Genomic DNA, 21594 nt, shown 5'->3' on the forward strand with positions numbered 1-21594 from the left:
CTACAGGATAAACTGCGAAAAGACTTAAGTAACTTTAATTGTTAAGGAGGAACTACACTTGAGTCTTTCCGTAGAATTCATTATCAAAGAATCCGTGTTACTTGTGCGCTTGGAAGGCGAGTTGGATCACCATGAAGCGACGAACCTTCGAGAAGAGTGGCAAGCTCAGCTGGCTCAGAATCAAGTAGGACATGTGATCGTTAATTTAGAGAAGTTAACATTTATGGATAGTTCGGGTCTTGGTGTCATGCTTGGACGCTATAAAGAAATACAGGCTGCAGGCTGGGAAATGGTGATTTGCTCAATATCTCCTGAAGTCCGCCGTTTATTTGACCTATCCGGTATGTTCAAAATCGTCAAACTCGTTGATAACGAAGACTTTGCCCTGCAAATGTTAGGGGTGGCCTCATGAAAAATCATATGAGAATTGAGTTTGCAAGCATCAGTCAAAATGAATCGTTAGCACGTATAGCCGTCGCTTCATTCATCAGTCCCCTGAATCCTACAATGGATGAGTTGACGGATATAAAAACAGTTGTTTCAGAAGCTGTGACGAATGCGATTATCCATGGGTATGAGGAAGACCCTGACCAATCCGTCATCTTAGAATGCCGTATCGAAGAGAGCCAGATTGAAATCATCATTAAGGATCATGGTACAGGAATTGAGAATATTGAGGAAGCCAGAGAACCATTATTCACCTCGAAACCCGAGTGGGAAAGGTCAGGTATGGGTTTTACGATCATGGAGAATTTCATGGACCAAGTTGAAATTCAATCGTCCAAAGATGAAGGAACCACAATTACGCTTTCAAAGCAATTAACCTCGACGAAAGCAATTTTTAATTAGGTCATGAATATGAAGACGGATACTAAACAGGTACGTCTATCCGATGAAGAAGTTCGCAGTCTCATAAGAAGAAGCCAATCTGGTGATCAAAATGCGCGGCATTTTTTAGTGGAAAAAAATACGAGGCTGGTATGGTCAGTCGTTCAGAGGTACTTGCGGCGAGGGTATGATCCTGATGATTTATATCAAATCGGTTGTATTGGTTTGTTGAAATCTGTAGATAAATTTGACCTTAGCTTTGACGTTAAGTTCTCCACATACGCTGTTCCAATGATTATTGGAGAAATCCAACGATTTATACGAGATGATGGCAGTGTAAAAGTGAGCCGCAGTCTGAAAGAAACATTTCATAAAGTGCGTGTAAAAAAAGAGGAACTCCTCAAAGAGTTCGGCCGGTCTCCGACGATTAATGAATTAGCTGAATCGTTAGAGCTTACGAGTGAAGAGGTCATTCAGGCAGAAGAAGCGGGACGATCTCCGCAATCTATTCACGAAACGGTTTATGAGAGTGAAGGGGATCCGATCACGCTAGTCGATCAGATTGCTGAAGAGGATTCGAGGTGGTTCGAACATTTAGCTTTGCATGAAGTGATGGATACTCTAGAAAAAAGGGAACGGTTGATCATTTACCTGAGGTATTTTAAAGACCAGACGCAATCAGAAGTAGCAGATCGCATAGGGATATCCCAAGTTCAAGTCTCCAGGCTGGAAAAGAAAATATTAGAGCATATGAAAGAATCAATGAGTGATTCATCTTAAACTACGCTAATGCGTAGTTTTTTTTATGTTCATTTTCTGTTTTCATAACTTTAGCTTTGGCATTATTGTATGAATTTGTATTGATTTCACATACTAACGAAGAGACATTCTGCCAGGAGGCGAAATGATGACAAAACCGCTATATATCCGTATGAAACAGTCGATTCGCATTCCACCGAAGCAAATGATCAGAGTATATGATGTGGCTCGTGTTACTGGGGATAGCCGAAAAAAGCATATGGTTGAACATATGATCCTCCATACCGTAAAACCGGAAGATAGGAATATCATCGTAGTTGACAGCTTCTCTATTATTGAGAGGATACTCAATCGTTTTCCCGATAGTGATGTAGAAATTCTAGGACCGAATCAGTGTGTCGTCCATGTGGAGGGTCAAAAGAGAAAACCGAACGTATTTCTAGTCAGTTTTATTTGGCTGCTGCTTTTTGTTGGGGCGGCGATGGCTATTATGAATTTTCACTATGATGTCAGTATGGAAATGGTTCAGCAAAAGCTTCACTTTATGCTGACAGGAGAAGAGGAAGAGTATCCTTTATGGATTCAAGTTCCTTATTCGATCGGACTCGGTGTCGGCATGATATTATTTTTTAACCACTGGTTCCAAAAACGCTTCAATGAAGAACCTAATCCAATGGAAGTAGAAGTCTTTAAGTATCAGGAAGATATAGATCACTATGTAGCTATTCATGAAAACAAGGTGGAGCAACAGGATGAGAATCGTTGAAGCATTCATTGGACTAGCTTCTGGTATTGCGGTAGGTGCGGGGTTTGTTGCTTTTATAACAGTACTTGGGATTGTACCTCGACTTATGCAATTAAGTCATTCGGAATCGAAAATCATCTTCTATCAGTTTGCAATTGTAGCAGGGGTTTTTTGCGGCATTTTTTTATCATTCAGTGACTATGCCGTAAATATTACAGTGTTTGGGCTCATTATCTGGGGGCTGCTTCACGGAATGTTCGTAGGTATGTTAGCGGCTGCTCTTACGGAAGTTTTGAACGTCTTTCCCCTCCTGTTTAAAAGAATCGGTATAGACAATTATTTATTTACATTACTTATGGCTCTTTCTTTAGGGAAAGTTGCAGGTTCACTGTTTCAGTGGGTTATTTTTGTAAAATGAAGGAGAATACGCTCATGTCAGGTTTGAATTCTAAGGATTATAAAAAAACAAGTAAATCTTACCAGCCTAAAACCACTTATGTATTGAATTGCTTGAAAGCATTTGTGGTTGGAGGAACGATTTGTATGATTGGGGAGCTTCTGTCTGAAATGTATATTCACTGGTTCAATTTCAGTGAAGAGAATGCAGGGAATCCAACAGTTGCGACTTTGATTTTCTTGGCTGCTCTCGCGACTGGATTGGGTGTATATGACAAGCTTGGTCAATTTGCTGGTGCAGGGTCAGCAGTTCCTGTAACGGGGTTCGCAAATTCGATCACATCAGCAGCGATGGAGCATAAAAGTGAGGGGCTCGTGCTAGGAGTAGCCACAAACTTATTTAAATTGGCGGGATCGGTTATCGTTTTCGGTGTAGTGGCTGCTTATGTATTAGGAATCATTCGTTTTACATGGCAGGCCATATTTTAGGGGGGACGACTCATGTCAAAAACTGGAAAGCAAACGTGGAGTTTTAATAAGCCGGTTTATATACAAGCAACAGGAACTGTAGTTGGACCGCTTGAAGGACAAGGACCTTTGAAAGCTGTATTTGATAAGGTGTATGATCAGCTCCACTGTAATGAAAATAATTGGGAATTAGCTGAAAGAAGATTAATGTTAGATGCTGTTCATTACTGTCTGCAAAAAGCAGGCGTCGACAAAACATCGATCGATTTGTTCTTAGCGGGTGATTTACTTAATCAAAATGTCACAGGCAATTATGTAGCACGTCAGTTGGAAATTCCGCTGTTAGGCATGTTCGGGGCTTGTTCTACTTCAATGGAAACTCTAGCTACAGGAGCAGCGCTTATTGAAAGCGGATATGCTGATCGGGCGATAGCTGCTGTAAGCTCTCACAATGCAACGGCAGAGCGGCAGTTCAGGTATCCGACGGAGTACGGGGGACAGAAACCGAAAACAGCTACATTTACGGTAACTGGCAGCGGAGCGGCACTGTTATCAACAGAACCTTCGCCTGTTCGGATTGAAGCAGCCACGATTGGTAAAGTGATGGATTATGGTGTCACCGACCCTTTTGATATGGGTTCCGCAATGGCTCCAGCTGCATACGACACCATTAAAACTCATCTGGAGGATATGGGAAGAGTCCCTGCTGATTATGATGTCATTGCTACAGGAGATTTGTCGGCAGTGGGAGCACCAATAGTTCGAGATATGCTTAAAGATGACGGTTATCATATTGGTGAAGTTCATAAAGACTGTGGACTTCTCGTTTATCATAGTGATCAGCCTGTATTCAGTGGAGGAAGCGGGTGTGCTTGTTCTGCGGTCGTTACGTATGGAAAACTGTTGGAGGATTTAAAAGCAGGCACCTATAAACGAATATTAGTAGTAGCAACAGGTGCTCTAATGAATCCGATGATGCTGCAGCAGAAAGAGTCAATACCGGGTATTGCCCACGCTGTTGCTTTTACGAAAGGGGAGGGATGAAAATGACTTTTCTTTGGGCTTTTCTAGTTGGAGGAGGAATTTGCGTTATTGGACAATTGCTTTTTGATGTCGCCAAGCTTACACCTGCTCATGTAATGTCCTCTTTCGTTGTGGCGGGTGCGGTGCTCGATGCTTTTGATTTGTATGATGACTTAATTGAATTCGCGGGGGCAGGAGCCACGGTACCAATCACAAGCTTTGGTCATTCCCTGATGCATGGAGCGATGGAGGAAGCAGATAAACATGGAGTTATTGGTGTAGCCGTAGGGATGTTTGGGTTGACTTCTGCAGGTATAGCTTCAGCGATTCTCTTTGGATTCATTATGGCTGTTATTTTTAAACCAAAAGGGTAAGAAAGGTTTTGTTTATTCTTAAGTCTTATGAACAATACTGTTTCTTCATTAGTAAGTTGTTAAAACATTTGGGTTGGGGAAGGCTTGTTTTGCGACATTTGGTGAGATTCCTCGGACGTTCCGTACTGCCAAAGGGGTCTCCCCATTCCCCACCGCCCCTCACTAAATATAGACTTCTTGAACTCGCTTGAATAAGAGCCTTTTGAATAACGTCAGTATCATGATCCACCATACTGATTATACGTTGAAGGAACAGTGATTACTTTCATTGACGTATTTTACAGAAGTGATGGGAGTCTTATTAATCGATAAGAGGTTAGCTGTGATAACACTTAGGTGGGCCGGAAGTCTATCCCCTTACAACGCCAGTTATCCGTTCGCTTCAATAGGGCTCTTAACCGTCATGATTCTTCCCATGTTTCGAAACTCTTTTCACGCAAATCCATTTATTTTTTGTGAAGACGTTCATACTAATGTTTCCGCTATTCATACAAACGTAAAAAGGTCCAGAATATGGTGAGATACCGGAGGACGTAAGCCTGAGGAAGTTCACAGTACGCCGATGGAAATAAAGTAATTCACTGAACTTCCAAACGCTGCCAAATAGAACGAAACAGTCCGATCATCTTGAACTGCGTATGCAATAATAGAGAGCTAAATTGAAATTGAACACTGTGGTTTAACAGAGAAAATACAGCCGTAAGGAGTTGAGGCGGATGGCGAGTGAAAAGAAAACCCCTATTGTCATGAAATTGGAACAGAATAGAAATATAATTAATAAGAAGGTAGGCACTGATGAATCATTTGATGTAGGATTTCGGACATTGGTTATTCTCGATCACGAAGTGAACTTATATTACGTGAATGGTTTGTGCGAGACCCCGATAATTGTAAATTTGCTGCGCCAGCTGTTTCAATTAAATGAAGGTACATTAGATAAAAAATCAGTATTCAAACATATTTACAATGATCTGGCCCACCAGCAAGTAGAAGTTGAAACTTCTATAGAAAAATGTGTGACGCAAATACTTTCAGGGCTTATTGTCCTGTTCGTTGAAGGTCATGCAGAAGCCATCATTGTAGATGTCCGTGCTTACCCCGGAAGGACACCGGAAGAACCTGATACAGAAAAAGTCGTAAGAGGTTCTAGAGACGGCTATACAGAAAACATTATAGAAAACACAGCATTGACTCGCCGGAGAATAAGAGATGAGCGGTTGAGGAATGAGCTTATTCAAGTAGGGCAGCGGTCAAAAACGGATATTTGTATTTCTTATATTAAAGATGTAGCTGATCCTGGACTTATAAAATTGATTAAAGATGAATTGAAAAAAATCGACATAGATGGTCTGTCTATGGCTGACAAGTCTGTAGAAGAATTTATAGTAAGCCAAGGATTCAATCCTTTTCCTCTCGTAAGGTATACTGAAAGACCGGATGTGGCGTCTGCACATTTATTGGAAGGTCATGTGCTCATTATGGTAGATACGTCTCCCAGTATGATTATTACACCGACTACGTATTTTCACCACGTGCAGCATGCGGAAGAGTACAGGCAATCCCCTGCTGTGGGTACGTTTGTAAGATGGGTTCGATTCTTTGGGTTATTTTCTTCCGTCTTTTTGCTTCCTTTGTGGATGTTATTTGTTATTCAGCCCGATTTACTACCAGAATCATTAGATTTCATAGGGCCGAATGAAGAGAGTACTTTGCCGATCATCGTCCAATTATTAATAGCTGATTTAGGGATAGAGATGCTGCGTATCGCAGCCATCCATACCCCAACGCCATTATCAACAGCTATGGGGTTGATCGCAGCCGTTTTAATTGGACAAATTGCCATAGACGTCGGTTTATTCGTGCCTGAAGTCATTTTATATGTAGCAGTAAGTGCGATAGGCTCTTACGCCACCCCAAGCTATGAATTATCCATTGCCAACAAAATGAGCCGAATCGCTTTGTTAGTGCTATCCGCTATTTTTGGTTTAAGTGGATTTGTTATAGGTTCTACATTGTATATTTTATTGCTGGCTCGGACCAAATCTTTGAATACGCCGTATTTATGGCCATTCCTTCCATTCAACGGTAAAGCGTTTATGCAGATTTTAGTGAGAATGTCTGTACCTTTAGGAAAAATCAGGCCGAGCATTGTCCATCCTCAAAACAATCATAAACAAAGATAATTGCCGGTTGATGATTGTTGTGATAAATTTAAATTAAATTCAAAATGTTCCTTTACTCTAAAGGAGCATTTTCTTTTATGTGATAATATCCAGCACTACCTGAATACCGTTCAGGCTAAGGAGAGGAAACCTGGTCTGAATGGCTTTTTAGTTAGTAAAGACAGGATGGGAAGGACGGACCACTATGATTCGAGAGACGAACGGACAAGGTCAGCTATTAATAGGCGGTATTCCCGCAGAAGATTTAGCCTCTGCATATGGAACGCCTCTTTATGTATACGATGTAGAAAGAATTCGAAGCAATGCCAAAGCTTTTGTTGATACTTTTAAGAAGCATAAGATACCCGCTCAGGTTGCCTATGCCAGTAAAGCCTTCTCTTCTGTAGCTATGCTCCAGGTTGCTAAAGAGGAAGGGCTGAGCCTGGATGTCGTTTCTGAGGGAGAGCTCCATACGGCTTTACAAGCTGAATTCCCTGTAGAAAAAATCCATATGCATGGAAATAATAAAAGCCTCTCAGAACTTGAAATGGCAGTGGATCATAAGATCGGCTGTATTGTAGTCGATAATTTTTATGAAATTGCTCTGTTAACAGATCTTCTTGCCGAAAAAAATACACAAATGGATGTTTTGCTGCGTGTCACACCTGGGATTGAAGCCCATACCCATGATTATATTTTAACTGGACAGGAAGATTCTAAATTCGGTTTTGACTTGTCCAGCGGCCAAGCTGAGAAAGCGTTCCAGCTGTTGAATTCAAATGAAATGACGAATGTAAAAGGCCTGCACTGCCATATAGGGTCGCAGATTTTTGAAACGAGCGGATTCACCTTAGCGACGAGGAAATTATTTGAAACTATGAGTGATTGGCGGGACCGTTTCGAATTTACGGCAGATGTCCTTAATTTAGGCGGTGGATTTGGTATACAATATACAGAAGAAGACGACCCTCTTGCTCTTGACCAATATGCTCTTGCTCTCATTGAAGAGGTGAAGCATCAGTCTGAAACACTGGACTATACAATGCCTGAAATATGGATCGAGCCGGGACGTGCCATTGTAGGGGATGCTGGGGTGACGCTATATCGAATGGGATCGATCAAAGAGATACCCGGCGTAAGGACGTATGCTTCAGTTGACGGAGGGATGACTGATAATATCAGGCCCGCCCTTTACCACGCAAAATATGATGCTGTTTTAGCTAATAAGATGCATGAGTCGCCGGACCAAGAATATGCTATAGCTGGAAAGTGCTGTGAATCTGGAGATATGCTATTATGGGATGTGAAGCTTCCTAAAGTAGAGCCGAAAGATTTGCTGGCGGTTTTCAGTACAGGTGCTTATGGTTATGCTATGTCCAATAACTATAACCGCTTTGGAAAATCAGCTGTCGTTTTCGTGGAAAATGGGGAGCATCAGTTAGTGGTACGTCGTGAGGACTATAAGGAAATCACGAGACTAGATTTATCATACAACCAACAGTAGGAGGAAATGAATAATGAAACAAGCAACGATTGAATTTGAAAATGGCGAGAAATTTCTAATTGAACTTTATGAGGAAGCGGCACCGAATACAGTAGAGAATTTCGAAAAATTAGCAAATAGTGAGTTTTATGATGGGCTAACGTTCCACCGTGTCATTCCTGATTTTGTAATTCAGGGGGGCGATCCTAATGGAAACGGTACTGGCGGACCAGGTTATACAATCAAATGCGAGACAGAAGGAAACCCGCATAAACATGAGCGAGGCACCTTATCAATGGCGCACGCTGGCAAAGACACAGGTGGAAGCCAATTTTTCGTATGTCACTCTCCTCAGCCTCATTTAGATGGCCGCCACACAGTATTTGGCAAGGTTGTCGAAGGTGTTGATACCGTCGATCGAGTACGTCCGGGAGACGTTATGCAGCGAGTGCGTGTTGAAGATAAATAATAGTCGTCAAGTGTTACCCAATGGTAAGATAATGCTTTAGATTGTTTTTAATTAATTAGGGCTGCTTCTTAACATTTCGTTGTTTCTATTAAACGTCGTGGCCTGTTTTGAGGACCTCGCCAAAGCTGAGTCAATCCTGAGCGTATGAAATGCCTTAAAATTACACATGACTATATGCAGCCCCTTTTACCCAAGGGGCTGCTCTTCTATTGTGAATTTTTACACCCCGTACATATTAGATTAAGGATGTTTTAACAATATAATTTTGTATCCTTTTTTAATAGTATTTAAAAGCGGTCATTCGTTTGATCTTACTTTCTGTTCAGTCTTTGCGAAACAGAAATGATCATTCATATTTATTATTGTAACGAACACGAATTGAATGGTTGTGGAAGACTTAATTTCTTATTTCGCCCGGTGGGTTGATTCTTTTATTCATATGCCGTATGATATTGCCTAGATAAGATCAGACGTGGGGGCAAGCCAATGAAAAAGAAGAATTGGAAGCTATTTGCGTTCCTGCTGATCCTTGGGATGGCCTGGGGCGTCTATTATTGGTTTGGTATAGTAATGTAATGACACCGTAAATAATTTTCGGTTCGCTTTAAAAAATCAAATGAGCAATACGAGGGGTTATTATGTTAATAAGATTTAAAAAGTCATATGAAAAAATCGCAATGGGCCTTCTTTCTTTCATGCCTGAATGTAAAGAAGTACGAAAATTACAAGACATTATCTACGACTATGAAGTGCAAGAAAATTGGCATCTTTTCCTGTGGAAAGAAGAGGATATCCTTGGAACGATCGGGGTGCGGACGGAGGGGTGCAAAGCCTATATCCAGCATGTCTCCGTAAGCCCTTCTCACAGGAATCTGGGCATAGGGAAAAAGATGATCCAATCTATCACTTCCCAATTTGAAAAAGACTATGAAGTTCTTCCTGATGAAGTGACAGAAACTTTTGTAGAGAAATGTCATCTTGAACGACCTTCATCAAAAGTTTAAACGGGAGGAGGCGCCATAATATGGCGCCTCCTTTCTAATTTCTGAACTTTTTCATGTGTTTGTTAATCAGCTTCGTGTTGCTGAAATCACTGGGAGTTCCGTAAATCACTCCCCACTCTTCACATCGCGACTTGATCAGCTGAATCAGATTTTCATCATAAATAGGGATGACAGGGCTTTGGTATCGTTTGAATGATTGAATATCGTCTTTAATCTCAAGGATCAGCTGAGTGAACATAACGGAGTCGATCCCCAGTTGCTCTAACTTTTTGTGGTTGATAGAAAGTTTATCGAAGGTTTTATTAATCAGGATTTCGGCTCCTTTTAGGTTCCCTCTTCTGAAGTGGTAGAGAGATACGGCAAATTGGATAAGTAGTACCCAGACAGAATCTCTGGATCCAGGTTCAGTCTCTTTCCAAAGTTCCTCAAGTTCTTCATGACATTCAAAATAATCTCTTGTACCATGGAAGTGGGTCAGGAAGTCCACATATGGTCGAGGGTACATACCATCCCCTCCTTTCTTGTTATTATAATTTTAACAAGATCAATCGAACAAGCAATTCGAGGAAGGTCCTCTATTACTATTAACATTTATGGTTCGTTTCTGATACTATTATTGCAGTACGTAACTCGTTTTGAAAAGGAAAGAACACTATGACCAATCGCTATCAAGTAAAACTCGAAGGATTTGAAGGTCCACTGGATCTGCTGCTTCACTTAATCAACCGCTATGAGATTGATATTTATGACATCCCGGTCTCCACGATCACAGATCAATACATGAATTATATTCAAACCATGAAAGAACTTGAATTAAATGTGGCGAGTGAGTACCTGGTAATGGCTGCAAGCTTGCTGGCTATCAAAAGCCAGATGCTTTTACCTAATATTAATACAGTTGATGAAGCAGTTGAAGAGGAAGAGGAAGATCCTAGGGACGAATTAATGCAGAAGTTAATCGAATATAAGAAGTTCAAAAGAGCGTCTGAAGAATTAAAAAACAAAGAACTAGAAGAGAACCGTATTTATACCAGGCCGCAAATGACTGTAGAAGATAAAGGGGAGGACACCGAGCCACTTACGCCAGGTGAAGTTTCTGTTTTCGATATTGTAGCAGCGGTACAACGGCTCTTGAAAAGCAGCAAGCAAGTCCAAAGGAATGAAACTAAAATAAAACGAGATGAGATCTCTATTCAGTTGAGGATGGATGACATCGTACAAAGAGTTTCAACGAGTAAGCAGGGGGTAAGCTTCAATAAACTATTTGAAGAAAGAACAAAACCTCATATAGTTGTGACTTTTATAGCGATATTGGAGCTGATGAAAAGTAATAACATTGTCTGTGTGCAGCCTAACCACTTTGATGAATTAATTGTATTTAAAACGGAGGAACCATAAATGAGTGCAGACAATTATAAAGCGCTGATCGAAGGCTTACTATTTGCGGCTGGAGAAGAAGGTGTAACGAAGAATAAGCTTTCCCAAATTATAGGATGTTCCCAAAAAGAAATGCAGAAAGCTCTTGACATGCTGCAAGAGGATTATGAACTCGGTGATAGGGGAATTAAAATAATGGAGTCTAATGGCACGCTGCATTTGACGACAAAACCAGAACATGCTGCATATTATGAGCATCTTCTAAATACTAAGGCTTCTACAAGATTGTCCCAGGCGGCACTTGAAGTACTTGCAATCATTGCTTATAGACAACCAATCACGAGAATAGAGATTGATGACCTCCGCGGGGTAAAGAGTGACCGAGCAGTTCAAACTTTAGTGAATAGAGGATTAATTGTGGAAACAGGCAGAAAAGAAGCTATAGGACGTCCTGTTTTATTTGGGACATCAACAGAATTCCTCACATATTTCGGCTTATCGTCTATTGAAGAGCTTCCGCCGCTTGAGGAATTGAATATTCAGGAAAATGCAGAAAATGAAGCCGATTTATTTTTTCAAAAGTTTGATGAAGACTGAAATTTGAAAAGATTACAGAAAGGCTGTGACCCATATGAAATTTCTTGCTGCCAGAGGTCAATGTAATCGCGAAGAAGTCTCAATGTGCAGTTCAGTCGTCATTTACGAAGATCAAAATGGACAGCAATATTTCGAAATTCGCTATGCGGAATATATTCAGCAAAAAGTTCTTGAACGTTTCGCCATAGAGGAGGGTGATGTTGTCTCGATTCTTGCTCTGGCGTACTTGATCAAATATCCGGAATATAAGTATCGCAAAAAAATCTTAATCAAGGAAGAAGAGTTAATGCTCGTGTTTGAAGATTTAAATATGGCAGCGATTTATGATCTTTATCATAAAATAGAGAACGCAGAAGAAGTGGAAGTGGACTCTTTTCGACATTATCATCTTATCTGAAGCTATGGTTTCAACTGGAGCAAACCCTGACAAGATAAATAATTGAGTTATATTAGTCAAAAATAAAAAAACTCAACCATATATCATATGTAAAAACCTCAGAGTCCTTATGACTCTGAGGTTTCCTTTTATTTATTAATAAAAGCTCTGTTTTTAGCACCTAGCATGACCACCTCAATAGTTAAAAAATAATTGCGTGGTCAGGTCATGGGCATCCTGCTATTTTGTCGTGCTATTACACTTGTTCAAGTTGCTGCTGTTTTTGCCTTCATAAGCTTGTACGCTTTTGCATATTGTAAACAAAAGGACAAGACTGGAGGCGACTACAAGTGAAATTCATTATACATATTATTATGGTAATTCTTGTGACTCTTCTGATAAAACCAGTTATTGGAAATGCTGAGCCTGAACTATATGTATCTGCCGAGCATGCTGTCTTATTGGATGCTCATTCTGGCAGAGTGCTTTATGAAAAAGATGGTTATTCTTCATCATTAATTGCCAGCACTACGAAAATTATGACAGCTCTACTAGCCATTGAATCTGGAAAAATGGATGAAGAAGTAGTAGTAAGTGAACGTGCAATACGTGCAGAGGGTTCTTCAATTTATCTTACAGAAGGAGAGAAGATACCGCTTAGGGACCTAGTTTATGGGTTGATGCTTCGTTCTGGGAATGATTCTGCAGTAGCAATTGCTGAACATGTAGGCGGGAGTCTGGAGGGATTTGTCCACCTTATGAACGAAAAAGCAAGCTGGCTCGGTATGAATGCATCCAATTTTGAAAATCCCCACGGACTTGATGGTGAAAATCATGTGTCCAGTGCCTATGATCTTGCACTCTTAATGGCGTATTCCATGAAAAATGAAACATTTCGTGAAGTGACGGGAAGTGAAATTTATAAATCCGAAAATCGCACATATTCCTGGCAGAATAAAAACAAATTGCTGACGATGCTATACGAAAACACAACCGGTGGGAAAACAGGATTTACAAAAGCTGCCGGCCGCACATTAGTGAGCAGCGCAGAGAAAGATGGAATGGAACTAATTGCAGTTACTCTTAATGCTCCTAGCGACTGGGATGACCATGAAAGGATGTACGAATGGGGGTTTGAACATTATGAAACGTACCAGATTCAAGAAGAAGGATACGTAGGTGTCAACGGAAAGAACTATTACTTACCTTCGGACATTCATATCCCTATGACAGAAGATGAAAAAAGCCGATTGCAAGCCGTATTCGAACAGAACTCAGAAGGACTGGATTATGCAGGGAAGCGGTTATTCCACTTAGACGATGAATTAGTTGCTGAAACCTTTGTATTAACTGAAAGGCCGACTCAGCCCTTTGTTACAAGCGGCTTATCATTTCTTAGGAGAATGATGGGGGTGGAGATGTGGTCAACGTAATCTGGGTCGTATTAGCTGTCAGTGGAATTGTTTATGCCGCATTTAATGGCACTATGGAGCAAGTAAACGAAGCGATATTTGAAACAATTGACGAAAGCATTCTCATCACAATGAGTTTACTCGGTGTATTAGTGTTTTGGTTAGGTCTAATGAAAATTGCAGAAGAAGCCGGTTTATTGAAAGGACTGGCCAAATTGTTCAAACCCGTTGTAAGACGATTATTTCCTGAAATCCCGGCAGATGACCCGGCGATGGGATATATCTTATCCAACATGACAGCAAATATTTTTGGACTTGGGAACGCTGCCACCCCGATGGGGCTTAAAGCGATGAAAGAGCTGAAACGGCTTTCGGGAGGCAGTACAGAAGCCAGTCGTTCCATGATTACATTATTAGCCATCAACACTTCTTCGTTGACGATTGTGCCAACGACGGTTATAGCCATACGTATGAAATATGAATCAGTGGAACCTACAACGATCATAGGGCCTACAATTTTAGCTACCCTCATTTCTACCATGGCCGCAATATTAATCGACCGATATTTTTACTACAGAAGACGACGTTTAGGGAGCATCTTATGAGCATATGGTTGATTCCGGCTATCATACTCATTATATTGGTGACGGCCACCGCCAAAAGAGTACCTGCATACGAAGTTTTTGTAGAAGGAAGTAAAGAGGGATTTCAAATCGCAATATCTCTTCTTCCATATTTGCTGGGGATGATGGTGTCCATCGCTATATTTCAAGCTTCTGGTGCAATGGATGCCTTTCTGCATTTATTTAAACCTCTTACGGCCGTATTCAATATTCCAGAACAAATACTTCCTCTAGCTATGGTCCGTCCTATCTCAGGGACAGCCGCTCTTAGCATGACAACAGAACTTATCCGAACGTTCGGACCAGACTCTCTAATTGGACAAATGGCATCTGTAATGCAGGGAAGTACAGACACCACTCTATATATCATTACAGTTTATTTTGGGGCAGTAGGTATCAAAAAAATGGGAGATGCTCTTAAAGTTGGACTTTTAGCAGATCTGGTTGGTATAATTGCTTCGATTATCATTGTGCTGATCTTATTTTCTTAAAGAGCTGATTCCATTGTTTAAATAGGTACCACTCATGTATAATACTATAAAGATAGTAAGCCGCGCTGGGCTTCCCAGCGTGGCTTCCTGGTGTTTTAAGATGGAAGGTCTGTTAAGAGTCCGCAAACTATCCTTTTTAGATGGATAAATAAATAATTATAGGAGGACGATCCAATGGCTAATCTGGAACGTCTGCAAAAAGTTATCGCTCATGCTGGAGTAGCATCGCGTAGAAAAGCAGAAGAAATGATTACAGAAGGAAAAGTGAAAGTGAACGGCAAAGTAGTGAAAGAACTTGGAACGAAAGTGAGTTCCAATGATGATGTAGAAGTGGAAGGGGTACCCATCGTCAAAGAAGCTCCAGTCTATTATTTATTGTATAAGCCGAGAGGTGTCATCTCGAGTGTGAAGGATGAGAAAGGTAGAAAAGTAGTAACCGACTATCTGCCTGAAGTAGAAGAAAGAATTTTTCCAGTAGGACGACTGGATTACGACACATCAGGTGTACTGCTATTAACGAATGACGGGGAATTTGCCAATCTGTTAATGCATCCAAAGCATGAGATAGATAAAGTATATATAGCGAAAACTAAAGGAATTCCTACGGATGATCAATTGAAGAAAATGAAAAAAGGAATGACTGTCGAAGGTGAAAAAATGAAAGCAGTCCACGTAAAAATAATGTCGACGGAACATAAGAAAGGGACCGCCATTGTGCAAGTCATACTCCATGAAGGAAAAAACCGGCAAGTGAGAAAGATGTTTGATGCACTCGGAGTTCCGGTAGATAAGCTGAAAAGAGAAAGATACGGTTCCATAACATTACACGGAATGAACGCTGGCGATCACCGTCCCTTGAAGCCTCATGAAGTGAAGCAGCTTCGTCAACAAGCAGAAAAAAATGTTGAATAATTTTCAAAAAATCCATCGCTCATCAATGATATAATGATGTGGGAGTGAATGCTATGAAGGAAAGTACTTTAAAAAAGAAAAAGAAACGATTAATCTTTCGCACGGCTATGCTGGCTGTCATGGTCGGTTTAATTGCTTTCGCCCTTATTTCCAACCTTAAGGATGATAAGAGTGCAGTGGCAAAAGGTGAACAAGCTCCGAATTTCCAGTTGAATAAATTCGGGACGGATGAAGTAGTTTCGCTTGATGATCTAGAAGGTCAAGGGGTCATGATCAATTTCTGGGCAACTTATTGTGAGCCATGCAAAGAAGAAATGCCCTACATGGAAGAGTTATATAGCGAGTATAAAGATAAAAACGTAGAAATCCTTGCAGTCAACTTGGATTCTACGAATATCGTGGTGGAACGTTTCCAAGAGAGGTACGGTTTATCTTTTCCTATTCTTCATGATAAAAATGGCCAAGTCATGGATCAATACAATGTAAGCAGGCTTCCATCCACATTATTTGTAAATGCAGATGGAGTAGTAGAGGAGCAGGTCGTAGGTCCTTTAACTCTAGATAAGCTCGATGGCTATTTGAACGAGATCACACCAGAGACATAAGTCCATATGAAATTGTGAGGTTTTACTATGAATGAAATTACATGTGAATGCGGGCATGTGAATCCTGAGGGGACGGTGTTATGTGAGTCGTGCGGTAAGCCGGTTGAGGATAATCAGCATCTTAACGGCAATGAGAATCAGACGTTGCTGAACATGAGATACGATGGCAGTGCCAGACGATCGCAAACATATAATCGGACGTTCATCGATAAGGTGTGGAATTTCTTTTCATCCGTTAAGGTCGGCGTCTGGCTCATCGTCATTACGCTGATAGCTTCAGCAATTGGAACACTTCTTCCCCAAGAGATGTACATACCTCCAGGTTCCGATGCATCCACGCATTATAGAGATCAATATGGATTGATTGGGCAGATTTACTATCAATTAGGATTTCATAACTTGTTTTCCTCTTGGTGGTATATGCTTTTACTTGCACTGATAGGTATTTCTATCATAATCGCCAGTCTCGATCGATTTATACCTTTATATAAGACATTAAAAACTCAGAAGCCGAAGCGCCATGATCAATTTATGAAAAAACAGCGGATATTCGGTAAGACAGAATCTGATTCTATAGATATGCATCTGATGAAAGAGAATCTCAAGAAGAATCGTTACAAAGTCACTGAAGAAGATGGAAGCCTTTTCGCAGAGAAAAACCGTTTCTCCAGGTGGGGCCCGTATGTCAACCATATTGGGTTGATTGTCTTTTTGCTGGGTACCTTACTTAGATTCGTTCCTGCACTATACGTAGATGAATTCGTCTGGGTCCGAGAAGGCGAAACTAAAATGATCACAGGTACCGAAGGGCAATATTATATTAAAAACGAAGATTTTATACTAGAGAATTACGACGAAAATGATGAACGCTTCCAGGAAGCCATAATGAGAAATGGCCAGCCTGTGCCAAAAACTTACCAGACGAACGCCGTCATTTATGAACGGACGGATGATATCGTTGTAGGAAAAGATCCTGAATTAAAAGAAGTTAAAGAGGCAGAAGCGAGGGTGAACCACCCGATAAAATTTGAAAATTATACACTGTACCAGGCAAGCTATCAGCAAAATGAATTCAACGAAATGACGTTCAAATTGCACGATATGGATGATGAAGATAGTTCATATGGTGAATTCACGATTGATTTGGACGACCCGGAAACAGAATATGAATTGGACAGTGGTCATGTTGTCGTGCTTGGCTCATATTTTCCGGAATATGAACTTGATGATGGAGAACCTGTATCAGTTTCCAAATACCCTCGAAACCCTGCTTTTGTTTTTAATGTCTATCCTCCAGGTGAATCTGATGGTGAGCCTGAAGTGAGCTTTGCCGGGATAGGGGCTAACGTAGATGGTTCTGGTGAAAATGAATTTAAAGTAGGTTTAGTTGATTTCGATGTTCGAGATGTTACCGGACTTACGGTCAGAAAAGATTATACACTGCCTTTCATAGCGTTAGGCGGCGCTATTTTTATGATCGGGGTCATTCAAGGCATGTATTGGAACCACAGACGTATATGGGTTAAACCTAAAGATAACGGTGTGTGGATCGCCGGACATACCAATAAGAACTGGGTAGCCTTGAAGAGAGAGATAGAAAAATCTACGAAAGGCACTGGAATAGAAACACCGGTCGATCAACAAGAATTGAAAGATTAACCTATATCAGTCTATAGAGGAGGAGAGAATATGGGCGATTTAAGTGCGATAAGCAGTAATTTACTCTATGCTGCTTTCGTCATCTATTTAGTTGCTACATTTTTCTTTGCAGGGGCAATACGAGATAAAAAAACTACATCACCTGATCGTGTCGGTAAAATTGGAATCATACTTTCGATTGTCGGTTTTCTTACGCAGCTTGGTTATTTTTTCACTCGCTGGGGTGCGGCCGGACATGCGCCTGTAAGTAACTTGTTTGAGTTTATTACGTTTTTCGGAATGATGCTTGTGTTCGCATTCATCATTATGTATTTCATTTACCGGATCAACGTTTTAGGTGTGATCGCTTTACCAGTTGCTTTACTTATTATTGCATTCGCAAGTATGTTTCCTACTGAGATCTCACCACTGGTTCCGTCATTACAGTCTCATTGGCTATATATACACGTAACGACAGCTGCCCTTGGACAGGCCATTTTATCGATCAGCTTTGTGGCCGGATTAATATTTCTGATTCGTCAAGTCGATCAGAATAAAAAGACGAAGCAGACATTTTGGTTGGAGTTCGTCATTTACATGGTAGCTACTACATTGGCTTTCATCATTATTTCTTCTGTATTCAGTGCTTTCAATTACGAGGCGTCTTTCGAGGCTCCGGTAGAAGGCCAGCCAGTTGAAATAACGTATGAAATGCCGGCTATTGCTGGTCCGTTTGAAGGTGAGTTGATCTCAGACGGTGCGATGTCTCCTTTATTTCAAGCTCCTGAATGGATGAGGGGGGTCGATGCGGCTATTAAATTCAATACGATGATCTGGTCCATCCTGGGTGGATTAGTATTGTATTGGCTTGTACGATTAGTCCTTAGAAAAAGAATCGGGTCTGCCCTTCAGCCGCTTTTAAGAAAAGCGAATCCTGAAATTGTTGATGAGGTAGGCTACCGTGCTGTAGCTATCGGATTTCCGATATTTACATTAGGTGCGCTTATATTTGCAATGATTTGGGCTCAGCAAGCCTGGGATCGGTTCTGGGGCTGGGATCCAAAAGAAGTATGGGCACTGATCACCTTTTTCTTTTACGCAGCATATCTTCACTTGAGATTATCGAGAGGGTGGCAGGGAACCAAGTCTGCCTGGCTGGCTGTGGGTGGTTTTGCCATCATCATGTTCAACTTGCTGGCAGTGAACTTAATTATTTCCGGTCTACATTCTTATGCTTAATTGACTACTAAGGCAGGTAGGATTTGTTTATCCTACCTGCCATTTATTATAATGAGTCTACACACTTTATGAGGAGGCTGTTTAATGGAACAAGAAGCAAGGATTTTAGTCGTCGATGATGAAGAACGTATTCGCCGACTCATTAAAATGTATTTAGAAAGAGAGAATTTTATTATAGAAGAAGCTGAAGATGGAGAAGAGGCTTTAAACAAAGCTTTGAACCAAGATTATGATGTCATCCTATTAGATATTATGATGCCTGGCAAAGACGGGGTAGAGGTCTGTAAGGAATTACGCGAGAAGAAGGCGACACCTGTGATTATGCTGACGGCAAAGGGAGAAGAAGCTAACCGCGTCCAGGGTTTTGAAGTGGGGACGGATGATTACATTGTTAAACCCTTCAGCCCAAGGGAAGTCGTTCTTCGGGTGAAAGCGCTTTTAAGAAGGGCTTCTACAACGAAATTTCTAGAGACCGATACATCGACAAGGAATGTTCTCGTTTTTCCTCATATGACGATAGATAACGATGCCCATAGAGTGACAGCGGACAGTAAAGAGGTTGCCTTGACACCAAAGGAATATGAACTATTGAATTATATGGCACAAGCCCCAGATAAAGTCTTTGCAAGAGAGCAGCTTTTGAAGGAAGTATGGCAGTATGAATTCTTTGGCGATCTACGTACAGTCGATACGCACGTTAAGAGGCTCCGGGAGAAGCTGAGCAAAGTATCGTCTAAAGCAGCAGGCATGATCGTTACGGTTTGGGGAGTAGGCTACAAATTCGAGGTCAGTGGGGATTAATGTTTTGGCGGAGTGTTGTAGGTAAGCTGTGGTTTACAATCCTATTACTCGTTTGTTTTGTTTTATTCATATTGACTGTACTCCTTCTCGGTTTTTTTGAAAACTATCATGTTGTGGAAGCAGAAAAGGATCTTTTGCAGACAGCATCTAAAGTATCAGACGTAGTAGCTGAATATGAAGAAAGTGACCTTGTTTTAACGATGACGGAGCTCGTTAAAGATCCATCCAGCCAGGTCGTTATTACTGATGACTCGGAAGAGATCCTGACAGTCGCCTCTGACAATGAAAACTTACCTGATATTTCATATGACTGGTTTATGAATGACGAAGAATTGGCGGGTGTGGCTGAGAATCAGGAAGATGTTATGAAAGTGGCTGAAATCAATAGCTCCGATCTGGGATTCATCGTAGTCGGAACGCCTCTCCAAGGTGAAGAGGGAGCAGTCTTCGTTTATCAATCATTGGATACGATTGAGGAAACTACGGATCAAACGACAAAGTTCATTTTCTTAGGTGCTGGAATCGCAATCATTCTCACAACGATCTTCGCTTTCTTCCTTTCAACTAGAATCACTTCCCCGTTAATTAAAATGCGGGAAGGGGCTCTCGAATTGACAAAAGGAGAATTCAATACAAAGATTCCTATCTTAACTCATGATGAAATCGGTGAGTTGGCTATGGCTTTTAACCGGATGGGAAGGCAATTAAAATTCCATATAGATGCATTGAATCACGAAAAGGAACAATTGTCGGGCATTTTACGTTCTATGGCAGATGGTGTCCTTACAATGAATCGTCAAGGTGATGTGCTCGTATCTAACCCTCCTGCTGATCAATATTTGCAGGCTTGGGCATTTGAAAATAAAAATGAAAGTGATGAAGGTGATGGGGAAGGTTATACACTGCCAGCTCCCATTCAACATGTTTTTAATGAAGTGATTGAGAATGAGGAAGAATTGATGACAGAAGTATCCGTACAGGGGCGCTCGTGGGTCATTATAATGACCCCTTTATACGACCAGGAAGACGTGCGGGGAGCTGTAGCTGTACTGAGAGATATGACTGACGAACGAAGACTTGATAAGCTAAGAAAAGACTTCATTGCCAATGTTTCTCATGAGCTGAGAACGCCGATTTCCATGCTGCAAGGATACAGTGAAGCCATTGTAGATGATATTGCAGAATCGAGAGAAGATAAAAATGAACTGGCGAAAATTATACATGATGAATCCCTTCGGATAGGCAGACTCGTGAATGAGCTTCTAGATTTGGCCCGAATGGAAGCAGGTCACATTTCTCTTTATAGAGACTCTGTAGAAACAGATGTATTTATAAAGAAAATCGTCAGAAAATTTAAAGGTCTGGCTGAAGAAAAGCAAGTGGATTTACGACTATCGATAGAAGATAAAGACGATCGAATGAACATTGATCCTGACCGCATGGAACAAGTGATGACGAATCTAATAGATAATGCTATCCGCCATACGGCTGAAAATGGAGTTGTAGACGTAATTGTCGCCAAATCCTCAAAGGAGTGGATATTCGAAATATCAGATTCCGGATACGGCATACCTGAGGATGATTTGCCGTTTATTTTCGAGAGATTCTATAAGGCGGATAAATCAAGAAAGCGGGAAACATCTCAGAAGGGAACAGGTCTAGGTTTAGCTATTGCAAAAAATATTGTAGAAGCCCATAATGGTAAAATTCATGTCCATAGTATTATGAACGAAGGGACAACCTTTACGGTCAAGATTCCAATTCAATTGGATGAAATTGAAAAATAGTTTGCTAATTCATCCATCATCATGT

The 21594-nt window shown here is 41.0% G+C and carries 25 protein-coding genes; 24 read left to right on the top strand and 1 reads right to left on the bottom strand.

All coding sequences use genetic code 11. From position 1 onward, the window contains the following. Nucleotides 1-58 precede the first annotated feature (58 nt). The 12 genes from spoIIAA to LF817_RS15175 all read left to right on the top strand — a co-directional run bounded on the left by spoIIAA (nt 59) and on the right by LF817_RS15175 (nt 9711). On the top strand, nt 59-412 hold the full coding sequence (spoIIAA, locus tag LF817_RS15120) for an anti-sigma F factor antagonist (protein ID WP_253936644.1): 354 nt from the start codon (nt 59-61) through the stop codon (nt 410-412). Then, nucleotides 409-849 carry an anti-sigma F factor gene (gene spoIIAB / locus LF817_RS15125; protein ID WP_253936645.1) on the top strand — a complete coding sequence of 147 codons (441 nt, stop codon included), beginning with the start codon at nt 409-411 and terminating at the stop codon, nt 847-849. Before spoIIAA ends, spoIIAB begins: the two co-directional genes overlap by 4 nt. A 3-nt stretch (nt 850-852) precedes the next feature. Further along, nucleotides 853-1608: an RNA polymerase sporulation sigma factor SigF gene (gene sigF / locus LF817_RS15130; RefSeq protein ID WP_253936646.1), complete on the top strand. Its 756-nt coding sequence runs from the start codon at nt 853-855 to the stop codon at nt 1606-1608. Between the two features lie 127 nt (nt 1609-1735). Beyond that, nucleotides 1736-2353 (top strand): stage V sporulation protein AA, encoded by a 618-nt coding sequence (locus LF817_RS15135; RefSeq protein ID WP_253936647.1) that lies wholly within the window; start codon nt 1736-1738, stop codon nt 2351-2353. Continuing rightward, nucleotides 2340-2750, top strand: a complete 411-nt coding sequence (locus LF817_RS15140) for a stage V sporulation protein AB (RefSeq protein ID WP_253936648.1) — start codon at nt 2340-2342, stop codon at nt 2748-2750. Before LF817_RS15135 ends, LF817_RS15140 begins: the two co-directional genes overlap by 14 nt. Before the next feature lie 14 nt (nt 2751-2764). After that, complete coding sequence (spoVAC, locus tag LF817_RS15145; protein WP_253936649.1) at nt 2765-3217, top strand: stage V sporulation protein AC; 453 nt, start codon at nt 2765-2767, stop codon at nt 3215-3217. A 12-nt stretch (nt 3218-3229) separates the two neighbouring features. Beyond that, nucleotides 3230-4240 (top strand): stage V sporulation protein AD, encoded by a 1011-nt coding sequence (spoVAD, locus tag LF817_RS15150; protein WP_253936650.1) that lies wholly within the window; start codon nt 3230-3232, stop codon nt 4238-4240. A 2-nt stretch (nt 4241-4242) separates the two neighbouring features. After that, nucleotides 4243-4593, top strand: a complete 351-nt coding sequence (gene spoVAE, locus LF817_RS15155; RefSeq protein ID WP_253936651.1) for a stage V sporulation protein AE — start codon at nt 4243-4245, stop codon at nt 4591-4593. 716 nt (nt 4594-5309) lie between these two features. After that, nucleotides 5310-6776 (top strand): spore germination protein, encoded by a 1467-nt coding sequence (locus LF817_RS15160; RefSeq protein ID WP_305882250.1) that lies wholly within the window; start codon nt 5310-5312, stop codon nt 6774-6776. Nucleotides 6777-6960: 184 nt separating this feature from the next. Further along, entirely contained in the window at nt 6961-8259 is a 1299-nt protein-coding gene (gene lysA / locus LF817_RS15165) for a diaminopimelate decarboxylase (RefSeq protein WP_253936652.1), read from the top strand. A gap of 13 nt (nt 8260-8272) precedes the next feature. Next, nucleotides 8273-8707: a peptidylprolyl isomerase gene (locus tag LF817_RS15170; protein WP_253936653.1), complete on the top strand. Its 435-nt coding sequence runs from the start codon at nt 8273-8275 to the stop codon at nt 8705-8707. Between the two features lie 638 nt (nt 8708-9345). After that, nucleotides 9346-9711 carry a GNAT family N-acetyltransferase gene (locus LF817_RS15175; protein WP_253936654.1) on the top strand — a complete coding sequence of 122 codons (366 nt, stop codon included), beginning with the start codon at nt 9346-9348 and terminating at the stop codon, nt 9709-9711. 34 nt (nt 9712-9745) lie between these two features. On the opposite strand, the gene LF817_RS15180 is transcribed toward LF817_RS15175, so the two are convergent. Further along, nucleotides 9746-10216, bottom strand: coding sequence for a DUF309 domain-containing protein (locus LF817_RS15180; RefSeq protein ID WP_253936655.1), 471 nt, complete (start codon nt 10214-10216; stop codon nt 9746-9748). A 149-nt stretch (nt 10217-10365) separates the two neighbouring features. Between LF817_RS15180 and LF817_RS15185 the strand changes: the two genes are divergently transcribed. The 12 genes from LF817_RS15185 (at nt 10366) to LF817_RS15240 (ending at nt 21569) form a co-directional block, all read left to right on the top strand. After that, nucleotides 10366-11109 (top strand): segregation/condensation protein A, encoded by a 744-nt coding sequence (locus LF817_RS15185; protein WP_253936656.1) that lies wholly within the window; start codon nt 10366-10368, stop codon nt 11107-11109. Further along, nucleotides 11110-11685 carry an SMC-Scp complex subunit ScpB gene (scpB, locus tag LF817_RS15190; RefSeq protein ID WP_253936657.1) on the top strand — a complete coding sequence of 192 codons (576 nt, stop codon included), beginning with the start codon at nt 11110-11112 and terminating at the stop codon, nt 11683-11685. It begins immediately after the preceding gene. Nucleotides 11686-11719: 34 nt separating this feature from the next. Then, nucleotides 11720-12082 carry a hypothetical protein gene (locus LF817_RS15195; RefSeq protein WP_253936658.1) on the top strand — a complete coding sequence of 121 codons (363 nt, stop codon included), beginning with the start codon at nt 11720-11722 and terminating at the stop codon, nt 12080-12082. A 353-nt stretch (nt 12083-12435) separates the two neighbouring features. Continuing rightward, the gene (locus LF817_RS15200) at nt 12436-13494 is read left to right on the top strand and encodes a D-alanyl-D-alanine carboxypeptidase family protein (RefSeq protein WP_305882251.1); all 1059 of its coding nucleotides are present in this window, start codon (nt 12436-12438) and stop codon (nt 13492-13494) included. Continuing rightward, nucleotides 13482-14078, top strand: a complete 597-nt coding sequence (locus LF817_RS15205) for a nucleoside recognition domain-containing protein (RefSeq protein ID WP_253936659.1) — start codon at nt 13482-13484, stop codon at nt 14076-14078. The genes LF817_RS15200 and LF817_RS15205 overlap by 13 nt, the downstream gene beginning before the upstream one ends. Then, the gene (locus LF817_RS15210) at nt 14075-14587 is read left to right on the top strand and encodes a spore maturation protein (protein ID WP_253936660.1); all 513 of its coding nucleotides are present in this window, start codon (nt 14075-14077) and stop codon (nt 14585-14587) included. The genes LF817_RS15205 and LF817_RS15210 overlap by 4 nt, the downstream gene beginning before the upstream one ends. A 183-nt stretch (nt 14588-14770) precedes the next feature. Then, the gene (locus LF817_RS15215; RefSeq protein ID WP_253936687.1) at nt 14771-15499 is read left to right on the top strand and encodes a pseudouridine synthase; all 729 of its coding nucleotides are present in this window, start codon (nt 14771-14773) and stop codon (nt 15497-15499) included. A gap of 53 nt (nt 15500-15552) precedes the next feature. Further along, entirely contained in the window at nt 15553-16104 is a 552-nt protein-coding gene (gene resA, locus LF817_RS15220) for a thiol-disulfide oxidoreductase ResA (RefSeq protein WP_253936661.1), read from the top strand. A gap of 27 nt (nt 16105-16131) precedes the next feature. After that, nucleotides 16132-17763: a cytochrome c biogenesis protein ResB gene (gene resB, locus LF817_RS15225; protein WP_253936662.1), complete on the top strand. Its 1632-nt coding sequence runs from the start codon at nt 16132-16134 to the stop codon at nt 17761-17763. Nucleotides 17764-17793: 30 nt separating this feature from the next. Then, entirely contained in the window at nt 17794-18981 is a 1188-nt protein-coding gene (ccsB, locus tag LF817_RS15230; RefSeq protein WP_253936663.1) for a c-type cytochrome biogenesis protein CcsB, read from the top strand. 84 nt (nt 18982-19065) lie between these two features. After that, complete coding sequence (locus tag LF817_RS15235) at nt 19066-19782, top strand: response regulator transcription factor (protein WP_253936664.1); 717 nt, start codon at nt 19066-19068, stop codon at nt 19780-19782. Continuing rightward, nucleotides 19782-21569, top strand: a complete 1788-nt coding sequence (locus tag LF817_RS15240; RefSeq protein WP_253936665.1) for an ATP-binding protein — start codon at nt 19782-19784, stop codon at nt 21567-21569. The genes LF817_RS15235 and LF817_RS15240 overlap by 1 nt, the downstream gene beginning before the upstream one ends. Nucleotides 21570-21594: the final 25 nt, after the last annotated feature.

It is taken from the genome of Halobacillus sp. A1 (assembly GCF_024189295.1).
GTDB lineage: Bacteria > Bacillota > Bacilli > Bacillales > Halobacillaceae > Halobacillus_A.